General features: G+C 71.9%; 16 protein-coding genes and 1 riboswitch. Of the genes, 8 read left to right on the top strand and 8 right to left on the bottom strand.

Annotated features, from left to right (window positions below; translation table 11 throughout):
• Positions 1-119 precede the first annotated feature (119 nt).
• Both trpD and ACFUPX_RS38955 read left to right on the top strand, forming a co-directional pair.
• The gene (trpD, locus tag ACFUPX_RS38960; protein ID WP_383333517.1) at positions 120-1,184 is read left to right on the top strand and encodes an anthranilate phosphoribosyltransferase; all 1,065 of its coding nucleotides are present in this window, start codon (positions 120-122) and stop codon (positions 1,182-1,184) included.
• A gap of 74 nt (positions 1,185-1,258) precedes the next feature.
• Positions 1,259-1,375: riboswitch (SAM riboswitch) on the top strand.
• A 190-nt stretch (positions 1,376-1,565) separates the two neighbouring features.
• Positions 1,566-2,939: an aminotransferase class V-fold PLP-dependent enzyme gene (locus ACFUPX_RS38955; protein WP_383333515.1), complete on the top strand. Its 1,374-nt coding sequence runs from the start codon at positions 1,566-1,568 to the stop codon at positions 2,937-2,939.
• Here the strand turns inward: ACFUPX_RS38955 and ACFUPX_RS38950 are convergent.
• From ACFUPX_RS38950 to ACFUPX_RS38920, 7 genes are all read right to left on the bottom strand, one after another.
• A complete protein-coding gene (locus ACFUPX_RS38950; RefSeq protein WP_383333513.1) occupies positions 2,891-4,099 on the bottom strand; it encodes a glycerate kinase in 1,209 nt (402 codons plus the stop codon). The two genes, ACFUPX_RS38955 and ACFUPX_RS38950, sit on opposite strands and share 49 nt — an antisense overlap.
• Before the next feature lie 31 nt (positions 4,100-4,130).
• A complete protein-coding gene (locus ACFUPX_RS38945) occupies positions 4,131-5,537 on the bottom strand; it encodes an SLC13 family permease (protein WP_383333544.1) in 1,407 nt (468 codons plus the stop codon).
• Between the two features lie 88 nt (positions 5,538-5,625).
• Positions 5,626-6,288 carry a response regulator transcription factor gene (locus ACFUPX_RS38940; RefSeq protein WP_383333511.1) on the bottom strand — a complete coding sequence of 221 codons (663 nt, stop codon included), beginning with the start codon at positions 6,286-6,288 and terminating at the stop codon, positions 5,626-5,628.
• The gene (locus ACFUPX_RS38935; RefSeq protein ID WP_383333542.1) at positions 6,285-7,670 is read right to left on the bottom strand and encodes an ATP-binding protein; all 1,386 of its coding nucleotides are present in this window, start codon (positions 7,668-7,670) and stop codon (positions 6,285-6,287) included. The genes ACFUPX_RS38940 and ACFUPX_RS38935 overlap by 4 nt, the downstream gene beginning before the upstream one ends.
• A 58-nt stretch (positions 7,671-7,728) precedes the next feature.
• Positions 7,729-8,070, bottom strand: coding sequence for a small secreted hydrophilic protein (locus ACFUPX_RS38930; protein WP_383333509.1), 342 nt, complete (start codon positions 8,068-8,070; stop codon positions 7,729-7,731).
• A 104-nt stretch (positions 8,071-8,174) separates the two neighbouring features.
• The gene (locus ACFUPX_RS38925) at positions 8,175-8,456 is read right to left on the bottom strand and encodes an Lrp/AsnC family transcriptional regulator (protein ID WP_383333507.1); all 282 of its coding nucleotides are present in this window, start codon (positions 8,454-8,456) and stop codon (positions 8,175-8,177) included.
• Positions 8,453-9,184, bottom strand: coding sequence for a rhomboid family intramembrane serine protease (locus ACFUPX_RS38920; protein ID WP_383333505.1), 732 nt, complete (start codon positions 9,182-9,184; stop codon positions 8,453-8,455). Before ACFUPX_RS38920 ends, ACFUPX_RS38925 begins: the two co-directional genes overlap by 4 nt.
• 138 nt (positions 9,185-9,322) lie before the next feature.
• On the opposite strand from ACFUPX_RS38920, the gene ACFUPX_RS38915 reads away from it, so the two are divergent.
• The 5 genes from ACFUPX_RS38915 to ACFUPX_RS38895 all read left to right on the top strand — a co-directional run bounded on the left by ACFUPX_RS38915 (position 9,323) and on the right by ACFUPX_RS38895 (position 14,756).
• Positions 9,323-9,562, top strand: a complete 240-nt coding sequence (locus ACFUPX_RS38915; protein WP_351159438.1) for a hypothetical protein — start codon at positions 9,323-9,325, stop codon at positions 9,560-9,562.
• A 34-nt stretch (positions 9,563-9,596) separates the two neighbouring features.
• On the top strand, positions 9,597-10,946 hold the full coding sequence (locus tag ACFUPX_RS38910) for an NYN domain-containing protein (protein ID WP_383333503.1): 1,350 nt from the start codon (positions 9,597-9,599) through the stop codon (positions 10,944-10,946).
• 292 nt (positions 10,947-11,238) lie between these two features.
• The gene (locus tag ACFUPX_RS38905; RefSeq protein ID WP_383333501.1) at positions 11,239-12,270 is read left to right on the top strand and encodes an NlpC/P60 family protein; all 1,032 of its coding nucleotides are present in this window, start codon (positions 11,239-11,241) and stop codon (positions 12,268-12,270) included.
• A gap of 231 nt (positions 12,271-12,501) precedes the next feature.
• The gene (locus tag ACFUPX_RS38900) at positions 12,502-13,530 is read left to right on the top strand and encodes an NlpC/P60 family protein (protein WP_383333499.1); all 1,029 of its coding nucleotides are present in this window, start codon (positions 12,502-12,504) and stop codon (positions 13,528-13,530) included.
• 38 nt (positions 13,531-13,568) lie between these two features.
• Entirely contained in the window at positions 13,569-14,756 is a 1,188-nt protein-coding gene (locus tag ACFUPX_RS38895) for a hypothetical protein (protein ID WP_383333497.1), read from the top strand.
• On the opposite strand, the gene ACFUPX_RS38890 is transcribed toward ACFUPX_RS38895, so the two are convergent.
• Positions 14,713-15,960: a glycosyltransferase 87 family protein gene (locus tag ACFUPX_RS38890; RefSeq protein WP_383333495.1), complete on the bottom strand. Its 1,248-nt coding sequence runs from the start codon at positions 15,958-15,960 to the stop codon at positions 14,713-14,715. The genes ACFUPX_RS38895 and ACFUPX_RS38890 overlap by 44 nt on opposite strands.
• 117 nt (positions 15,961-16,077) lie before the next feature.
• Between ACFUPX_RS38890 and ACFUPX_RS38885 the strand changes: the two genes are divergently transcribed.
• Positions 16,078-17,220: a glycosyltransferase family 4 protein gene (locus ACFUPX_RS38885; RefSeq protein WP_383333493.1), complete on the top strand. Its 1,143-nt coding sequence runs from the start codon at positions 16,078-16,080 to the stop codon at positions 17,218-17,220.
• Positions 17,221-17,302: the final 82 nt, after the last annotated feature.

Genomic DNA, 17,302 nt, shown 5'->3' with positions numbered 1-17,302 from the left:
TAGGTCGCCACGGCGAGAGCCCCGTCCCATGCATCCAGTGCATGGACGGGGCTCTTTGCCGTGCCCGGAGCTGGATAAGGTGTTCCTGTCCTACGCCTAGACGAACCCAGGAGCGGCAGATGAGCGCTGTGACCCCCGCAGGAGGCAACACCGCGGCGGCCCGTTCCTGGCCCGGTGTACTGAACGGGCTGCTGGAGGGGCGCGACCAGAGCACCGAGGACACGGCCTGGGCCATGGACCGCATCATGCGCGGCGAGGCGACGGACGCGCAGATCGCGGGCTTCATGGTCGCGCTGCGGGCCAAGGGCGAGACCGTGGAGGAGATCCTCGGCCTGGTCCGCACGATGTACGAGCACGCCAATGTGATCGAGGTGCCGGGGGAGACCGTCGACATCGTCGGCACCGGCGGTGACGGCGCCAAGACCGTCAACATCTCCACGATGTCCGCCATCGTGGCCGCGGGCGCCGGCGCGAAGGTCGTCAAGCACGGCAACCGCGCCGCCTCCAGCGCCTCGGGAGCCTCCGACGTCCTGGAGAAGCTCGGGGTGAACCTGGAGCTGCCGCTGAACCGCGTGGTCGAGGTGGCCGAGGAAGCCGGCATCACCTTCTGCTTCGCGGTGAAGTTCCACCCGGCGCTGCGACACGCCGGTGCGGCACGCAGCCAGCTGGGGATCAGGACCGTCTTCAACGCCCTGGGTCCGCTCACCAACCCGGCCAAGGTGCGCGCCCAGGCGGTCGGCGTCGCCGACGCGCGGATGGCGCCGATCGTGGCCGGGGTCTTCGCCGAGCGCGGGCACTCCTCCCTGGTCTTCCGCGGCGACGACGGGCTGGACGAGCTGACGACCACGGCGACCTCGCGGGTCTGGATCGTGCGCGACGGCTCCGTGCGCGAGGAAGCCTTCGACCCCCGGGACGTCGGCATCGACCTGGTCCCCGTGGAGGCGCTGCGGGGCGCCGACGCCTCGTACAACGCCGAGGTGGCGCTGCGCCTCCTGGACGGCGAGAGCGGCCCCGTGCGGGACGCCGTGCTGCTGAACACGGCGGCGGCCCTGGTGGCCCTCTCGCCGGGCGAGGGGACCCTCGTGGAGCAGCTCGGCGCCGGTATCGCGAAGGCGGCGCAGGCCATCGACTCCGGGGCGGCCAAGAAGGCCCTGGAGCGCTGGGTGGCGGCGAGCAACAGCTGAATGTGGCGCACACCGCAGTCCGGATCCCGGACTGCGGTGGGCACCGAGAAGATCGTGTGGCAAGATGCTGCGCAGGTCATGAGTGACAGCGATTAGGCCCCGGCTCGCTGTCCGGCAACCCTCCGTCCGTGGCGGGGTGCCCCGGGTGAAGACCAGGCCGTACGCAGCAAGGCGTATGGCAAGCGCGGACCCCTGCGCACTCGATGAGTGGCGTACCCCTGGGGTCCTGGTCCTCAAGGGAGCAGTCTCGTGAGCAAGCGAATGCGATAGGGCTTCCCGGCCCCTATTCCGCACCTCTTCACCCCCTTTTCTTCTTCGTCACTGCCGCGCCGTACGGGCGCCGTCGCAGTGAACTCGCCTGCCTGCTTACGGGAGTTCGCCATGTCTGTCACCACCGCTGCCGCCGACCGATCCGTCTGTGCCGCCCCGCTGCCCGTCCTCGGCCGTGACGTCACCGTGCCGCTCGTCACCGGCGGCGAGGTGACCTACGCGGCGCTCGACTACGCGGCCAGCGCCCCGGCCCTGCAGCGGGTGTGGGACGACGTGGCCGCCTACGCGCCGTACTACGGCAGCGTGCACCGCGGCGCCGGGTACCTCTCGCAGCTCTCCACCGACCTCTTCGAGAACAGCCGCGTGACCGTCGCCGAGTTCCTCGGCTGCCGCGAGGACGACCAGGTCGTCTTCACCCGCTCGACCACCGACTCGCTGGGCCTGCTCGCCGCCGCCCTGCCGGCCGACTGCCAGGTCTTCGTCTTCGAGACCGAGCACCACGCCTCGCTCCTGCCGTGGCGCGACGCCCGCGTGACGTACCTGAACGCGCCGCGCACCGCCGAGCAGGCCGTCGCCACCCTGGAGCGCGCCCTCGCCGACCGCGACCCCTACGGGCCCGCCCTGGTGTGCGTGACCGGCGCATCGAACGTCACCGGTGAGCTGTGGCCGGTCAAGGAGCTCGCCGCCGCCGCCCACGCGCACGGTGCCCGCATCGTCCTGGACGCCGCGCAGCTCGCACCCCACCACCCGGTCTCCATCAGCGAGTTGGACGTCGACTGGGTCGCCTTCTCCGGCCACAAGCTGTACGCGCCCTTCGGCTCGGGCGTCCTCGCGGGCCGCTCCGACTGGCTGCGGGCGGCCGAGCCGTACCTCGCGGGCGGCGGCGCCTCGCGCAAGGTCGCGCGGCGTGCGGACGGCGGCGTGGACGTCGAGTGGCACGACACCGCCGCGCGGCACGAGGCCGGTTCGCCGAACGTCATCGGCGTCTACTCGATCGCCTCCGCCTGCAAGGCGCTGACCGAGGCGGGCTTCGACGAGCTCGTCGCCCGCGAGAACCAGCTCATCGCGAAGGTGCGCGAGGGCCTCGCCGAGGTGCCCGCAGTGAAGGTGCTCTCGCTCTTCGGGGACGACGCGCCGCGCGTGGGCGTCATCTCCTTCGTCGTGGAGGGCTGGAACAGCTCGCACTTCGCCGCCGCGCTCTCCGCCGAGTACGGCATCGGCGTACGCGACGGCCTCTTCTGCGCCCACCCGCTGGTGCGCACCCTGCTCGGCAGCGACCCGCAGACCCAGGGCGAGTGCGGCGCCCCCGAGGCCGCGCCCGGCGAGAAGTCGCTGAACGCGATCCGCGTGAGCTTCGGCGCGGGCACCCCGGACGAGCACGTGGAGCGTTTCGTGCGCGCCGTCAAGGAGCTCGTGGCGGACGGTGCGCGCTGGAACTACCGTACGGAGGACGGTCGTTGCGTGCCGGACACCAACGCCGCCTGAACCAAGGGCCGTCCCCTCAGGCGTGAGCCCAGGACGATCATCCGCAGGGCGCGCTCGGTGGCGTCGGTGAGGAACTCGGCGCCACGCCCGAGCGCCTCGGTGAGCGAGACCGGCGCGGGCAGGATCGCGCTGTAGGCGTCCACGCCCTCCGCGCGTACGTGGTGCGCGCCCCGGCCGATCGTGCCCGCGAGGACCAGGACCGGGCGGCCGAACCGCTTGGCGCGCCGGGCCACTTCGGCGGGGATCTTGCCGCGCGGCGTCTGGTGGTCCAGGGCGCCCTCGGCGGTGACGACGAGATCGGCGCGGGCCAGGCGCCTGTCCAGGTCCAGGTGGTCGAGCAGGACGTCGAAGCGGGGCAGGAGCTGGGCGCCGATGGCGGCGAGACCGGCTCCCAGGCCGCCGGACGCGCCCGTCCCGGGGCCCTGGGAGAGGTCCGCCGTGCCGCGCAGGTCGCGGGTCAGGATGTGCGCCCAGTGCTCCAGGGCCGCGGCGAGCTGTTCGACCTGCGTGGGCGTCGCGCCTTTCTGGGGGCCGAAGACGCGGGCGACGCCGCGCTCGCCGGTCAGGACGTTGAAGGGGTTGCAGGCGACGCGGATCTCGGTGTCCCTCAGGCGGGGGTCGAGGCCCGAGGGATCGATGCGGCTCAGGCGGGTCAACTCACGGCCGCCGCGCGGCAGTTCCCAGCCGTCCACGTCCAGGAGCCGGGCGCCGAGCGCCTGCAGCGCGCCCGCGCCCCCGTCCGACGTGCCGGAGTCGCCGCAGCCCACCAGGATGCGGCGGGCGCCGGTGTCGAGCGCCGCCCTGATCAGCTCGCCCACGCCGTACGTCGTCGTGGCTCCCGGATCGCGCAGATCGCGCGGGACCAGCGAGAGCCCCGCGACCGCGGCCATCTCCACCACGGCGACGCCGGAAGGCAGCAGCGCGAAGTGCGTGCCGATCCGCTGGCCCACGGGACCGGTGGCGGGAAGGGCGACCAGACGGCCGCCGCCGGTGGCGGCCAGGGAGCGCGCGGTGCCCTCGCCGCCGTCCACCAGGGGGATCAGGTCGGTCTGCGCGTGCGGCACGACACGGCGTACTCCTTCGGCGATGGCCTCGGCCGCGGACTGCGCGGACAGGGACTCCTTGAAGCCGCTGGGGGCGATGGCGAAACGGGTCAGCATGGCGGTCTCCAGAGTGGATTCAAGGGCGGGTTCAGCGGAGGGGCACGCCGAGCAGGGGCCACAGCGCGACGGCGAACAGCAGGACGAGCGCGGCGGTCAGCGGCGCGAGGACCGCGGAGAGGCGCAGCAGGTCGCGCGGGGTGTAGGTGGGAGTGCCGGGGATGTCGGCGAAGAGCGTGACGGGCTTCGCGGAGGCGGGCAGGGTGTGGCAGAAGCCGGCCGCCGCGGTGGAGGCGAGCGCGGCGGCCACCGGGTTGACGCCCGCGCCCACGGCCGCGGCGACGACCAGGGGGACCAGGACGGACGAGCGCGCCGAGCGGGACTGCAGGACCAGATGCGCGGCCGTGCTCACCGCCACGACGACGGTCAGGAAGAGCCAGGGCGGCACATCGAGCGGGACCCCGCCCACCAGCCACTTCGCCGCCCCCGATGCGGCGAGCGCGACACCCATCGCCATGGTCGCGGCCATGAAGAGCAGCAGCGCCCACGGCACCGTCTTCAGCGCGTCCTTCAGGCGTACGGTGCCGAGCGCGGGGGACGAGGCGACGACCGCGCCGATCAACGCGACCACCGCGGGCGGCACTTGATGCAGGGGCTCGCTGCACCAGAGCGCGACCACCGTGGCCAGCAGCAGCGCGCAGCGGGTCTCCGCGGGCTCCCAGGCTCCGGTCACCGGCTGCTCGCTGTGCTCCTGGAGCTGTTCGACGGTGATGTGGACCGGGCCCTCGCGGTCCGCGCGCCGAGTCGTCGTCAACAGGACGGCCTCCGCCGCCAGATGGGACGAGGCGACGGCGAGCGGCAGCCCGAGCAGCATCCACTGGGTGAAGCCGATCCGCTCCCCGGTGGCCTCCCACAGCACGGACACCGTGATCAGGTGCGCGCCGGCGCCGATCAGGGTCGCGACCGCGGAGAGCAGGATCACCGTCGGGAAGAGCAGCGCCAGCATCACCACCAGGCGCTTGCGGTCGGCGAAGACCTTGGCCAGGGCGAGGAAGACGGGCAGGGCGAGCGCGGCGCGGCCCGACGTGGCGGGCACCGCGAAGGCCGTGACGACCAGGGCGGCCGTCGTCAGATGCGTCAACTGCCTTACGGAGCGGGCGCCGCTGACGAGGAAGGCCGCGGCCCGGCCCGCGAGTCCGCTGCGGGCCACCGCGGCAGCGAGCACGAAGGCGCAGATCAGCAGCCAGACCGTCTCGTCGCCGAGGGTGCCGAAGAGCGTGTCGCTGCTGATCACGCCGGTCGCGGTGAGCGCGAGCCCGGCGCCGAGCGCGATGTACGTGTCGTCGATGGGCGTACTGATCCACGCACAGGTCGCCAGGGCGAACACCGCGAGGGTGAGCCGCGCGTCGCCGCTCAGGCCGGGGAAGTTGCCGGGCACCAGGAGCAGCGCGCACAGGCTCAGCGCGACGCACAAGCTGATGGCCCGGCGCGGATTCAAGGTCACACGACGAGCCTGGGGCCCGGCGGTGAGCCCTTAATGAGCCGTTGATGAAGGGAAGTTCACCCACGGCTCCCGACGCAGCCGCTCACCCCGGCAGCCGGTAGCCCATCCCGCGCACCGTCTCCACCCGCTCCGCGCCCAGCTTCTTGCGCAGCGCCCGTACGTACACGTCCACGATGTTGGACCCGGGGTCGAAGTCGTAGCCCCACACGTGCGAGAGGATCTGCTCCCGCGAGAGCACCTGGCCCGGATGGCGCAGGAAGAGTTCGAGCAGCACGAACTCACGTGCCGTCAGATCCACCGTCCGCTCGTCCGAACGGGCCCTTCGCGTACGCAGATCCAGCGTCAGCTCCCCGCTGCGCAGCACCGTCACCTCCGGCGCCCGAGCCGCCGTGCGCAGCCGCAGGCGCACCCGTGCGAGCAGCTCCTCGAAGCGGAACGGCTTGGTCATCCAGTCGTCGGCGCCGCCTTCGAGGCCCGCCACCGTGTCCCGGACCGAATCGCGTGCCGTGAGCACGATGACCGGCGTGCTGACGCGGGCCTCGCGCAACTGCCGCAGGACCGTGAAGCCGTCCACGCCGGGCAGGCCGATGTCCAGGACGACCAGGTCGAAGTTGCCGGTCAGGGCGTAGTCGTAGGCCGCTTCGCCGTCCCCGACGACGCTGGTGGTGAAGCCGTTGGCGCGCAGGCCCTTCTCGACGAAGGAGGCGATGCGCTCCTCGTCCTCCACGATGAGAATCCGGTTCATGGCAGTCCTGGTTCCTGTTCTCGCAGTCCTTCTCGCAGTACGAGTACGAAGGTGGCGCCGCCGCCTTCGGTGGGCCGCAGCTCCACCTGCCCGCTGTGCCCTTCGGCGATCGCGCGCACGATGGCGAGGCCGAGTCCGGCGCCGGTGGCGCGGGCCCCGCGGCGTGCGGTGCCGCGCCGGAAGCGCTCGAAGATCACCGCGGCGTCCTGCGCCTGGACGCCGGGTCCGCTGTCGGCGACGTACAACTCGATCCGGCCCGCCGCGGCGCGTGAACCGATGTCGATGCGCTGACCGGGGACGGTGTGCTGGACGGCGTTCTGGGCGAGCTGGACCATCGCCTGGGTGATGCGCTGCGGGTCGAGGGCTGACTCGCCGTCGGCCACCTGGTCCAGCTTCCAGTCACGGTCGCCTAGCGCCCGCGCCTTGACGAAGACGTCCGCGGTCAGCTCGGCGAGCTGTACCGGCTCCGGGGTGACGAAGTCGGGGCGCTCGGCCTTGGCCAGGAGGAGGAGGTCCTCGACGATGCGGCTCATCCGGTCGAGCTCCTCCATGACGATCCGGACCGTCTCCTCGCGCTCTCCCGGGTCGTCGCCCATCAGCTCCAGATGGCCGCGCACGATGGTGATGGGCGTGCGCAGCTCGTGCCCGGCGTCGTCGACGAACTCGCGCTGCGCGGCGAACGCGCGCTCCAGACGGTCGAGCATCGCGTTGAACGTCTCGGCGAGCGCCGCGATGTCGTCCTTTCCCTGCACCGGGATGCGCCGGGTCAGATCCTGCTCGGTGAGCTGCGCGGCGGTCGTACGCACCAGACGCACCGGCTTGAGGATGCGCCCGGCCACGGCCCAGCCGATGCCCGTCGTCATCAGGAGCGCCACCCCGGAGATGGCGAGCAGCATGGTGAACACGTCGCCCGCCTTGGCCTGTTCGCCCGCCGGGTGGAAGCCCACGACGAACGCCGCCGCCGGATGGCCCGCGCTCGCCGCGATCTCCACCTTCGCCCAGCGGACCTCGCCGCCCTCACGGTGCAGGGTGCCGGTCGCGTCGGGGGACTCGAAGACCGTACGCAGCGCCGCGCTGTCCTCGGCGAGCGGATGGTCGATCCGCGGCTCGCGCGACTGCTCCTTCTTCGCGGGCGCCTTGCCGCGGCGGCCCACCAGGCCCAGGAGTTCCTCGTCGGGGTCGGCGTACTGCCGGGACAGGAAGAGGCGCAGGAGGGGATCGGGAGCGGTGAACTTCTCGCCCGTGTGCGGGTCGACCCCTTCGCGGGCGAGGTTGGTGAACTCCGCGGTCTCCTGGGCGAGCAGCCGGTCGATGCGGTGGTCGACGTCGCGCAGCAGGACGGAACGCGTGGTGGCCGCGACGGCGGTGAGCGCGAGGGCCATCACCACGAGCAGCCAGAGCAGGATGCGGACACGGGCGGATATCCAGCGGTGCGGGCGCTCAGCCGTCGTCACCGGGGCCGTCGTCGTCGTTGTCGCCCTGGCCGCTTCCTTCGTTGCCGTCGTCGTTGTCGCTGTTGTCGCTGTTGTCATCGCCTGGCGAATTCTCGCTCACCGGCGGCGGGGACACCGTCTCGTCGCTCGGCGTCGGCCGGGGAGCGGCGGGCTTCGACGAGGGCGGGGACGGGGACGGGGACGACGAGGTGGAGCCGCTCTCCAGCTCCACCTTGGGCGGGGCCTTGGGCGGCTCGGGGCTGTCGGTCAGGGCATAGCTGGTCGCGGCGATGCCGAGCGGGATCGCCACGACGGCGGCCAGAGCGGCCATGCGGTGGGTGAAGACCATGACGGTGAGCGTGCGGGGCGTACCGCCTCAGCAGCATGAGCGGCAGATGAAGAAACCCTCATCCATCCGGCAACCGCGTGCCGACGCCCGGGACGTGCGGACGCCTAGGAGTCGAGGCCGATCGCGAACGCCGCTTCGAGGTCGTGCTGCGAGTACGTGCGGAACGCGACGTGCGTGTCCGTGCCCTCCACACCCGGGATCTTGCTGATCCTGCCGGGGATGATGTCGGCCAGGTCGTCGTGGCGGCCGACGCGCACCATGGCGATCAGGTCGTACGTACCGGTCACGGAGAAGACCTCGCTGACGCAGTCGAGGGCGGCGATCGACTCGGCGATCTCCGGGATCCGGTCCACGCTGGTCTTGATGAGCACGATCGCGGTGATCACGGCTGACTGTCTCCCTCTGTGGCCGGTACTGGCTCCTTCACTTTAGCCCTCCTGCCATACCGCACCCATGCGTAGAGGAAGCCCAGCGAGAATCCCACGAGATGGGCCAGATAGGCGACACCGGGACCCTGGCCGCCCTGCAGCGCGGCCAGCCACTGGAGCGTCACCCAGAACGGCAGCACCAGCCACGCGGGAAAGCGCAGCGGCAGGAAGAAGAGGAACGGGAAGAGACTGGTGACCCGCGCCTTCGGGAAGAGGCTCAGGAAGGCGCCGAGCACCGCGGAGATCGCCCCCGACGCGCCCACCAGGGTCTGGTCGGATCCCGCGTGCGCGACCGCGTAGGCGAAGAGGGCCAGATAGCCGCTGCAGAGATAGAAGAGCGCGAAGTGCAGGTGCCCCATCCGCTCCTCCGCCATCGCCCCGAAGACGTACAGGAAGAGCATGTTGCCCAGGAGATGGAGCCAGCTGCCGTGCACGAAGAGCGCGGTGGCCGGGGCGAGCACGGGTCGCGGCGCCCCGCTGAACAGCTCCGAGGGGACCACGCCCCAGCGCTCGAAGTAGGCCTGCTGGGCGGCGAGGAGCTCGTCGCCCGTGCCGTAGGCCGGGTTGAGCCCTGACACCGGGGAGATCAGGAAGACCAGAGAACAGGCGGCGATCAGGCCGTACGTCACCGGGGCGGACTGGCCCCTGATCATCCGGCCCGCCGTCGTACCCCATGTCTTGATCATGAACAGAGCATGACGTAAGCGCAGCAAACCGTACAGACCGCCCCGCCGCGTGGGAGGCCGCCGCATGGAGACCCTTACAGGCCTTAGGGTTACGGGCACCACGCACCATGGAATTCCGAAGGAAAGCGAACAGCCACGATGACGGTTCCTCTGCCGACCGACACCACCCGGTGGCGCTGCGCCCTCTGCGGCAACCTCACGCGTTTCGACGTGACCCGTTCGTCGAAGGTCGTCGAATATGTGCACCTCGACCTGGCCGGTGAGTCGAACGTCGAGGAACGCGAGGTGGTCAGTGAGACCATCGAGTCGGTGCGCTGCCGCTGGTGCAACGCGGTGGACCAGGTGGAACTCGTGGACAGGCCGGGTGCCGGCTCCTGAGGGAGCGGGACCCGCACAGGTAGTGGGGTGACGGATGGTGGAGAGCGCAAGCGGGGAGCCGGACGACGGCACCGCTGAGGTGCTCGACCGTCCGCTGCCCGACGGAGTGCGCCGGCGGGTCGTCCAGATCGTCTCGGACGGCTTCGGCGGGCTCACGGTCAGCGAACTGCCCGCACAGCTTCGGCAGTACGCCCGCTTCACGCCGACCCGGCGCACGAAGTTCGCGGGCAACGCCATGGCGACCGCCCTGGAGGGCGATCCGCTCTTCAGGCAGCGCATCGGCGAACGTCTCAGAGAGACGCAGCCAGAGCTCACCGGCGCCCTGGACGCGGGTTCACCACCCCCGGCCGCGGACCCCCTCGACGTGGCGGCCGCGGCCTATGTGCTGCGTCCCACCGGCTGGGTGAAGCTGGTGGCCGCCGCGGGCGAGGAGGCCCAGCGGGCGGACGCCGAGCGCGTCGACGACGAGACCAGGGCGGAGCTCGAACGGCTGCGCGAGGAACTCTCCGCGGCCCGCGGCCATACGAAGGCCGAGACCGAACGGCTGCGCACGGAGCTGGAGTCGGCGAAGAAGGAAGCCGAATCGATGCATCGCAAGCTGCGCGGCGCCCTCAGCGACGTCAAGCGCGGCGAGGCGGCCCTGCGCAAGGCCGCCGCCGAGTCCGACGCCGCACGGGCCGAGGGGCAGGCGCAGTTGTCCGCCGCCGAGAGCGAGTCCCGGCGGCTCAAGGCGCGGCTCAGCGAGACCGAGGCCGCCCTGGAGGCCAGCCGCAGGGCCGCGCGCGAGGGCCGCAGCGTCGAGGACATGCGGGTGCGGCTGCTGCTCGACACGGTCCTGGAATCCGCCCAGGGGCTGCGCCGCGAACTGGCCCTGCCGCCCGTCTCCGTGCGGCCCGCCGAGACCGTGGACGCCGTCGAGCCGGGGCGCATGACCCCCAAGGACATCGCCGCCCGCGCGCTCTCCGAGAACGACCCGGCGATCCTGGACCAACTGCTCGCGCTGCCGCAGGCGCACATGGTCGTGGACGGCTACAACGTCACCAAGACCGGCTATCCGACGATGCCCCTGGAGAAACAGCGGCTGCGCCTGCTCGGCTCGCTCTCGCAGCTCGCCGCGCAGACGGGCGCCGAGATGACCTGTGTCTTCGACGGGGCCGAACTCGCCGCGCCGGTGCTGCTCGCGCCGCCGCGCGGGGTGCGGGTGCTGTTCTCCAAGGCGGGCGTCACCGCGGACGAACTGATCCGCCAGCTGGTGCGCGCGGAGCCTCCCGGGCGTCCGGTGGTCGTCGTCTCGACCGACCGCGAGGTGGCCGACGGGATCGCGAAGGCGGGGGCGCGTCCGGTCGCCTCGGTCGTCCTCCTGAAGCGGCTTTCGCGCGGCTGACGCACGCCGCTTTCGCGGGGCTAAGGGGCACCACGTAACTCCTGTTCCCTATGCCCGAATTGGGGCATCGATCGTGCAACGCAGTGTCAATTCATCATTACCGCCTGTGCGTTATCGGTAAAATATGCACCCCGCACCCCACTTTTTGGCCGTCAGGATTTGAACTGATCACAAGAAGGTCACTAGGGTCTCGCCTCGAACCTCCGCTCGGTTGATCACCCATCCGGGGTGGCAGCGGTGGTACCCGCCCACCGGATCTCGGTAGGCGGCTGGAGGAGAAGGAGCCGCCTTCGTGGCGTCCCACCGTCGACCCAAGCAGCCGAGCCGCGCGCGCGTGACCGTGCTCACCGCGACCGCCGCCGCTGCCGTCGCACTCACCTCCCAGGCGGCCAACGCGACGCCGAGTGAGAAGCCGAGCAAGGACGAGGTCAAGTCCAAGGTCGACAAGCTCTACGAGGACGCGGGCCGGGCCACCGACCGGTACAACGGCGCCAAGGAGAAGCAGGAGAAGCTCGAGAAGGAGATCGGCGAGCTTCAGGACAAGGTCGCCCGCGGCCAGGAGGACCTCAATGACCTGCGTGGCGGCCTCGGTTCGATGGCCAGCGCGCAGTACCGCTCCGGCGGCCTCGACCCCTCCGTCCAGCTCTTCCTCTCCGCCGACCCGGACGACTACCTGGACAAGGCGTCCACCATGGACCAGCTGAGCGGTCAGCAGGTCGAGGCGCTCAAGAAGGTCCAGGAGAAGCAGCGGACCCTCGCGCAGGAGCGCAAGGAGGCTTCCGACAAGCTCAAGGACCTCGCCGACACGCGCAAGGAACTGGGCAAGAAGAAGAAGGAAGTCCAGAGCAAGCTCGGCGCCGCGCAGCAGCTGCTCAACACGCTCACCGCCAAGGAGAAGCAGGCCCTCGCCGCCAAGGAGACCCGCGCCAGCCGCGACGCCGGCGACCGCGTGGACCTCGGCAAGGAGGTCCCGGCATCGCAGCGCGGCCAGGCCGCCCTGAGCGCCGCCGCGACCCAGCTCGGCAAGCCCTACGTCTCCGGCGGCAGCGGCCCCAACTCCTACGACTGCTCGGGCCTCACCCAGTGGGCGTACAACCAGGCCGGTGTGCAGATCACCCGGACCACGTACACCCAGCAGAACGACGGCACGAAGATCGGCCGCGGCGAGCTGAAGCCCGGCGACCTGGTGTTCTTCAACAGCCTCGCGCACGTCGGCTTCTACGCGGGCAACGGCCAGGTCCTGCACGCCCCGAAGCCCGGTGCCGTGGTGCGCTACGAGTCGATGTCCACCATCGGCTCCTTCCAGTTCGGCGTCCGCATCTGAAACGACCGGAGTGCCGCCCAAACGGGCGAATTACGGCAACTCCCGCTGACCCCGCGCCCCGTCGGTGACCTGCGTCTCCGGCGGGGCGTCACGTTGTGTGCACGGCCGGGTCTTTGGCCGTGACGCGATCCCACGGCTACTGTCGCGCGCATTCCCCCGACGGATCGGGGGGACTTTCCCCCGGTTCGTTCGTCGTCCGGGGGTCCGTCAGCGGAGGGAGAGCGGCTTCCCGTGGGGTCCCATCGTCGTCCCGCGCTGTCCGGTCTGGACCGGAGCACGCGCGTAACCGTCCTGTCAGCCGCCGCGGCCACCGCCGCGGCCGCCCTCGCCGCCACACCGGCGGGCGCCGCACCGCAGGACACCCCGACCACCACCAAGGCCAAGGTGGACCGCCTCTTCGAGCAGGCCGAGAAGGCCACCGAGGCGTACAACAAGGCCGACGAGCGCGCGGACACGCTGCGGGAGCAGGTCGAGCGGGCCAAGGACAGCGTCGCCCGCGGCCAGGAGCGCATCAACACCATGCGCGGCGCCCTCGGTTCGCTCGCCGGGGCCCAGTACCGCTCGGGCGGCATCGACCCCGCCCTCGCCCTGGTGCTCTCCTCCGACCCCGACGGCTATCTGGACAAGGCGGCGGCCCTCGACCGCATCAGCCTCCGCCAGGCCGGTGAACTGACGGATCTGCAGAAGGCCCAGCGCAGCCTCGCCCAGGAGCGCACGGAGGCCGGGCACAAGCTCTCCGAGCTGGAGAAGAGCCGCACCGCGGTCGCCCGCCACAAGCGCAGCGTCGAGCACAAGCTCGCCAAGGCGCGCAAGCTGCTCAACTCGCTGTCCTCGCGGGACCGGGAGTCCTACGACAGGACGTCGCGCTCGGGACGCGACGACATGCCGGACCTCGGGGGCACCGCGGCGTCCTCCTCGCGCGCCGCCGCCGCCATCGCCGCGGCACGCTCGGCCGTCGGCAAGCCCTACGTGTGGGGCGCCAACGGTCCTTCCGGCTTCGACTGTTCGGGCCTCACCCAGTGGTCGTACGCCCAGGCGGGCGTAGGCCTGCCGCGCACCTCGCAGGCCCAGCGGTACGCGGGGCAGCAGGTGCCCCTGTCCCAGGCGCGGCCCGGTGACCTGGTGGCCTACCGCGACGACGCCAGCCACATCGGGATGTACATGGGCAACGGCCAGGTCGTGCACGCGCCCTACCCCGGAGCGCCCGTGCGCTACGACCCGGTCGGCATGATGCCGGTGTCGTCGGTGACGCGGATCTGACCGGCCGCCCGCGGCCCGCTGCCCGTACGATCGGCAACGTGGCTGGTCGCGGGCGTGGGTCGTGGGTCCTTGGAATCTGTGTCGCCCTGCTCGTCGGGTGCGGCGGTCCTTCGGCGCCCGATGTCGCGCCCGGGGACGTGCGCAGGCTGCTGGACCGGCGCGCGCAGGCGGTGCTCGACCGGGACGCGAAGGCGTACCGCGCGACGGGCCGCCAGGCCGAGGCCTGGGACAACCTCCGCGAGGTGCCGCTCGACTCCTGGGAGTACCGCCTGACGGGCTTCGAACGCAGCGGCGCGCGGGCCACGGCGACCGCGGACCTGCGGTACCGGATCAAGGGCTACGACAGCGAGCCGCTCACCACCTCGCGCACGCTCACGCTCCAGGAGCGCGACGGACGGTGGTACGTCGCCGCTGAGCGCCCCGCGAAGAAGGCCACGCAGCAACTCTGGGACCAGGGGCCGGTCGCGTCCGTACGGGGCGCTCACAGCCTCGTGCTCGGCATCGGGCGCAGCGAGCGGGTCGAGGAGACGCTGCGCGAGTACGCGGACCTCGCCGACCGTGCGGTGCCGCTGGTGCGGGACGCGTGGCCGGGGAAGTGGCCGCAGCGGGTCGTCGTCCTGGTGCCCAGGTCCCTGGACGGCATGGCGGGGCTGCTCGGGGCGCCCGCTTCCGGGTACCAGGGGATCGCGGCGGTGACCACGGGCGAGGCGGGTGACTCCGGGGCGGCGCCCGCGGACCGGATCATCGTCAACCCCGAGGCGTACGGCGTGCTCGGGGACTTCGGCAAGCAGGTCGTCCTCACGCATGAGACGACCCACGTCGCGACCCGCGCGCACACCTCACCGGCGACCCCGCTGTGGCTCTCCGAAGGCTTCGCCGACTGGGTGGGCTACCGCGGCACGGGCCGCACCGCCCTGCAGGCCGCCCCCGAGCTGCGCCGCGCCGTCCAGCGCGAGCAACTGCCCGGCGCGCTCCCCGAGGACGACGCGTTCGGCTTCAGCGGGGACGCGGGAAAGCTGGCCCAGGCCTACGAAGGGTCCTGGCTCGCCTGCCGGATGATCGCCGACCAGTGGGGCGAGGAGCGGCTGACGGACTTCTACGAAGCGGTCGGCGCGCACAAGAAGCGGCCCGGTGCGGTCGAGGACGCGCTGAGCGACGTCTTGGACACCACACAGGAGGAGTTCACGGCGCGGTGGCGTACGTATCTGCGCGCGGAGCTCGGCTGACCTCCGCGGCCTCCGAAGCGCGCTCACGGGCCCGCGGCTCGGACACCGTCCGGCGCCACAGGTTCCGGCAGGCGATCAGCGCCGCCGCGACGAGCAGGCCGTTGCGTACGAGGAGCAGGGCGATGCCCAGCGGATCGCTCGCCACCACGTGCGAGAACCAGATGGGGAACTCCAGGAACGTGACGCACGTGGCCGCGAGCACCAGGCGCGCGGGCAGCAGCATGCGGCTCGCACGGAACGCCATGCACACGGCGGCGACCCCGACCAGCCACAGCAGGTACTGCGGGCTGATCACCCGGCTCGTCGCCGTGAACAGCAGTACGGCGACGAACGCCGCGTCCGCGACCGTGCTCGCCGACCAGACACGCGCGCGAAGCCGCCACCCGAGCAGCCAGCACAGGGCCGCCGCGGAGAGGCCCTGCGCCAGCGTGCTGACCAGCGGGACGTAGGGGCCGAGGAACTCCACCGAGCCGTAGTTGAGCTGCACGTCGCCCTGCCAGCCGAGGTGCCGCGCGACATGGAAGACGAGCGCGCCCAGCGACTCGACCTCGGTGCCGCGGTCGCGCTGGAAGGTCAGGAAGGCCAGCGCGCCGGGCATCGTCACCAGGAAGGCGAGGGTCAGGCCGGCGGCGGTGGCGAGCGCCGCGCCCCAGGAACTGCGGGTGGCACGCGCGCGTGGCGTGCCGATGAGCAGCAGGGCGGGCCACACCTTGAGCAGCGCCCCGAACCCCGCGAGCGCCCCCATCGTGCGGGGGTGCCGCGCCCCGGCGAGCAGCGAGGCGACCGCGACGGCCGTGACCATCACGTCGTAACGGGCGTACACGGTCGGCCCGAGCAGCGCCACGCCCACGACCCACACCCAGGCTCCCCGCAGGGACTTGCCGGGCCGCCGGCCCGTGTACAGGAGCAGTCCGCAGACGAGCGCGTCGGCGAGGAAGGCGAGCACGAAGAACGCGGACGTGTAGTCCACGAAGGGCAGCAGGGCGGGGGAGAGGACCGCGAGGGCGGCGGCGGGCGGGTACTGCCAGGTGACGTCGTCGAGGGGGAAGGTGCCGGTGCGCAGGACCTCGTACCAGCCCTGGTAGATGACGGCGACGTCGCTGGTCACGTCGGGTCCCGGGGCGGTGAGCACCTTGAAGACGCAGAGCAGCAGCACCGTCCTGGTCAGGACCCAGACGGTCAGGATCCGCACCACACGCACCACGCCCCTTTTCGGCTACTTCATTGTGGTTCGGTAGCCATGATGCCGGGCCCGGCCGTGAATGGGCCAAGAGGCGGGGCCGTCCCGCGCCCCGTCGGGCTTTGGGTACTGTCGGCGACGATGCACAAGACCCTGATCGTCACGAACGACTTCCCGCCCAGGCCCGGTGGCATCCAGGCGTTCCTGCACAACATGGCGTTGCGGCTGGACCCCGAACAGCTCGTCGTCTACGCCTCCACGTGGAAGCGGGGACGCGAGGGCGCCGAGGCGACGGCCGCCTTCGACGCGGAGCAGCCCTTCAAGGTCGTACGCGACCCCACGACGATGCTGCTCCCGACCCCGCGCGTCACGCGGCGCGCGGTCTCGCTGCTGCGGGAACACGGCTGCGAGTCGGTGTGGTTCGGGGCGGCGGCGCCCCTTGGCCTCATGTCCCCGGCGCTGCGCAAGGCGGGCGCGAGGCGGCTCGTCGCCACGACGCACGGACACGAGGCGGGGTGGGCGCAGCTGCCCGCGTCACGCCAACTGCTCGGCCGCATCGGCGAGTCGACGGACACGATCACCTATCTGGGTGAGTACACGCGCTCGCGCATCGCCGCCGCGCTGTCGCCCGCGGCGGCCGGGCGGATGGTCCAACTGCCGCCGGGCGTCGACGAGAAGACCTTCCACCCCGGATCGGGCGGGGACGCCGTGCGGGCCCGCCTCGGCCTGACGGACCGGCCGGTCGTGGTGTGCGTCTCGCGGCTCGTGCCGCGCAAGGGCCAGGACACGCTGATCCTCGCCATGCCACGGATTCTGGCCCGGGAGCCCGAGGCGGTGCTGCTGGTCGTCGGGGGCGGCCCCTACGAGAAGGAGCTGCGGAAGCTGGCGGCCGAGACCGGCGTCTCGGACTCCGTCCGCTTCACGGGGGCGGTGCCGTGGGAGGAGCTTCCCGCGCACTACGGGGCGGGTGACGTCTTCGCGATGCCGTGCCGTACCCGGCGGGGCGGCCTTGACGTGGAGGGCCTCGGGATCGTCTACCTGGAGGCTTCGGCGACCGGACTTCCCGTGGTCGCCGGTGACTCCGGCGGGGCGCCGGACGCGGTGCTCGACGGTGAGACGGGGTGGGTCGTGCGGGGCGGGTCCCCGGAGGCCGCCGCCGACCGGATCGTCACCCTGCTCGGCGACGGGGAGTTGCGTCGGCGCATGGGGGAGCGAGGGCGGGAGTGGGTCGAGGAGAAGTGGCGCTGGGATCTCCTGGCGGAGAAGCTGCGGGAGCTGCTCTAGCGCCTGGTGGGGTGCTGCTGGGGGCTGTTGCGCGACTGACCGCCGCCGTGGGCTGAGCGCGCAGTTCCCCGCGCCCCTGAAG

Origin of the sequence: Streptomyces sp. NPDC057302 (genome assembly GCF_042667685.1) — a bacterium.
Lineage (GTDB): Bacteria > Actinomycetota > Actinomycetes > Streptomycetales > Streptomycetaceae > Streptomyces.
This window is presented reverse-complemented; position numbering and strand designations above follow the sequence as displayed.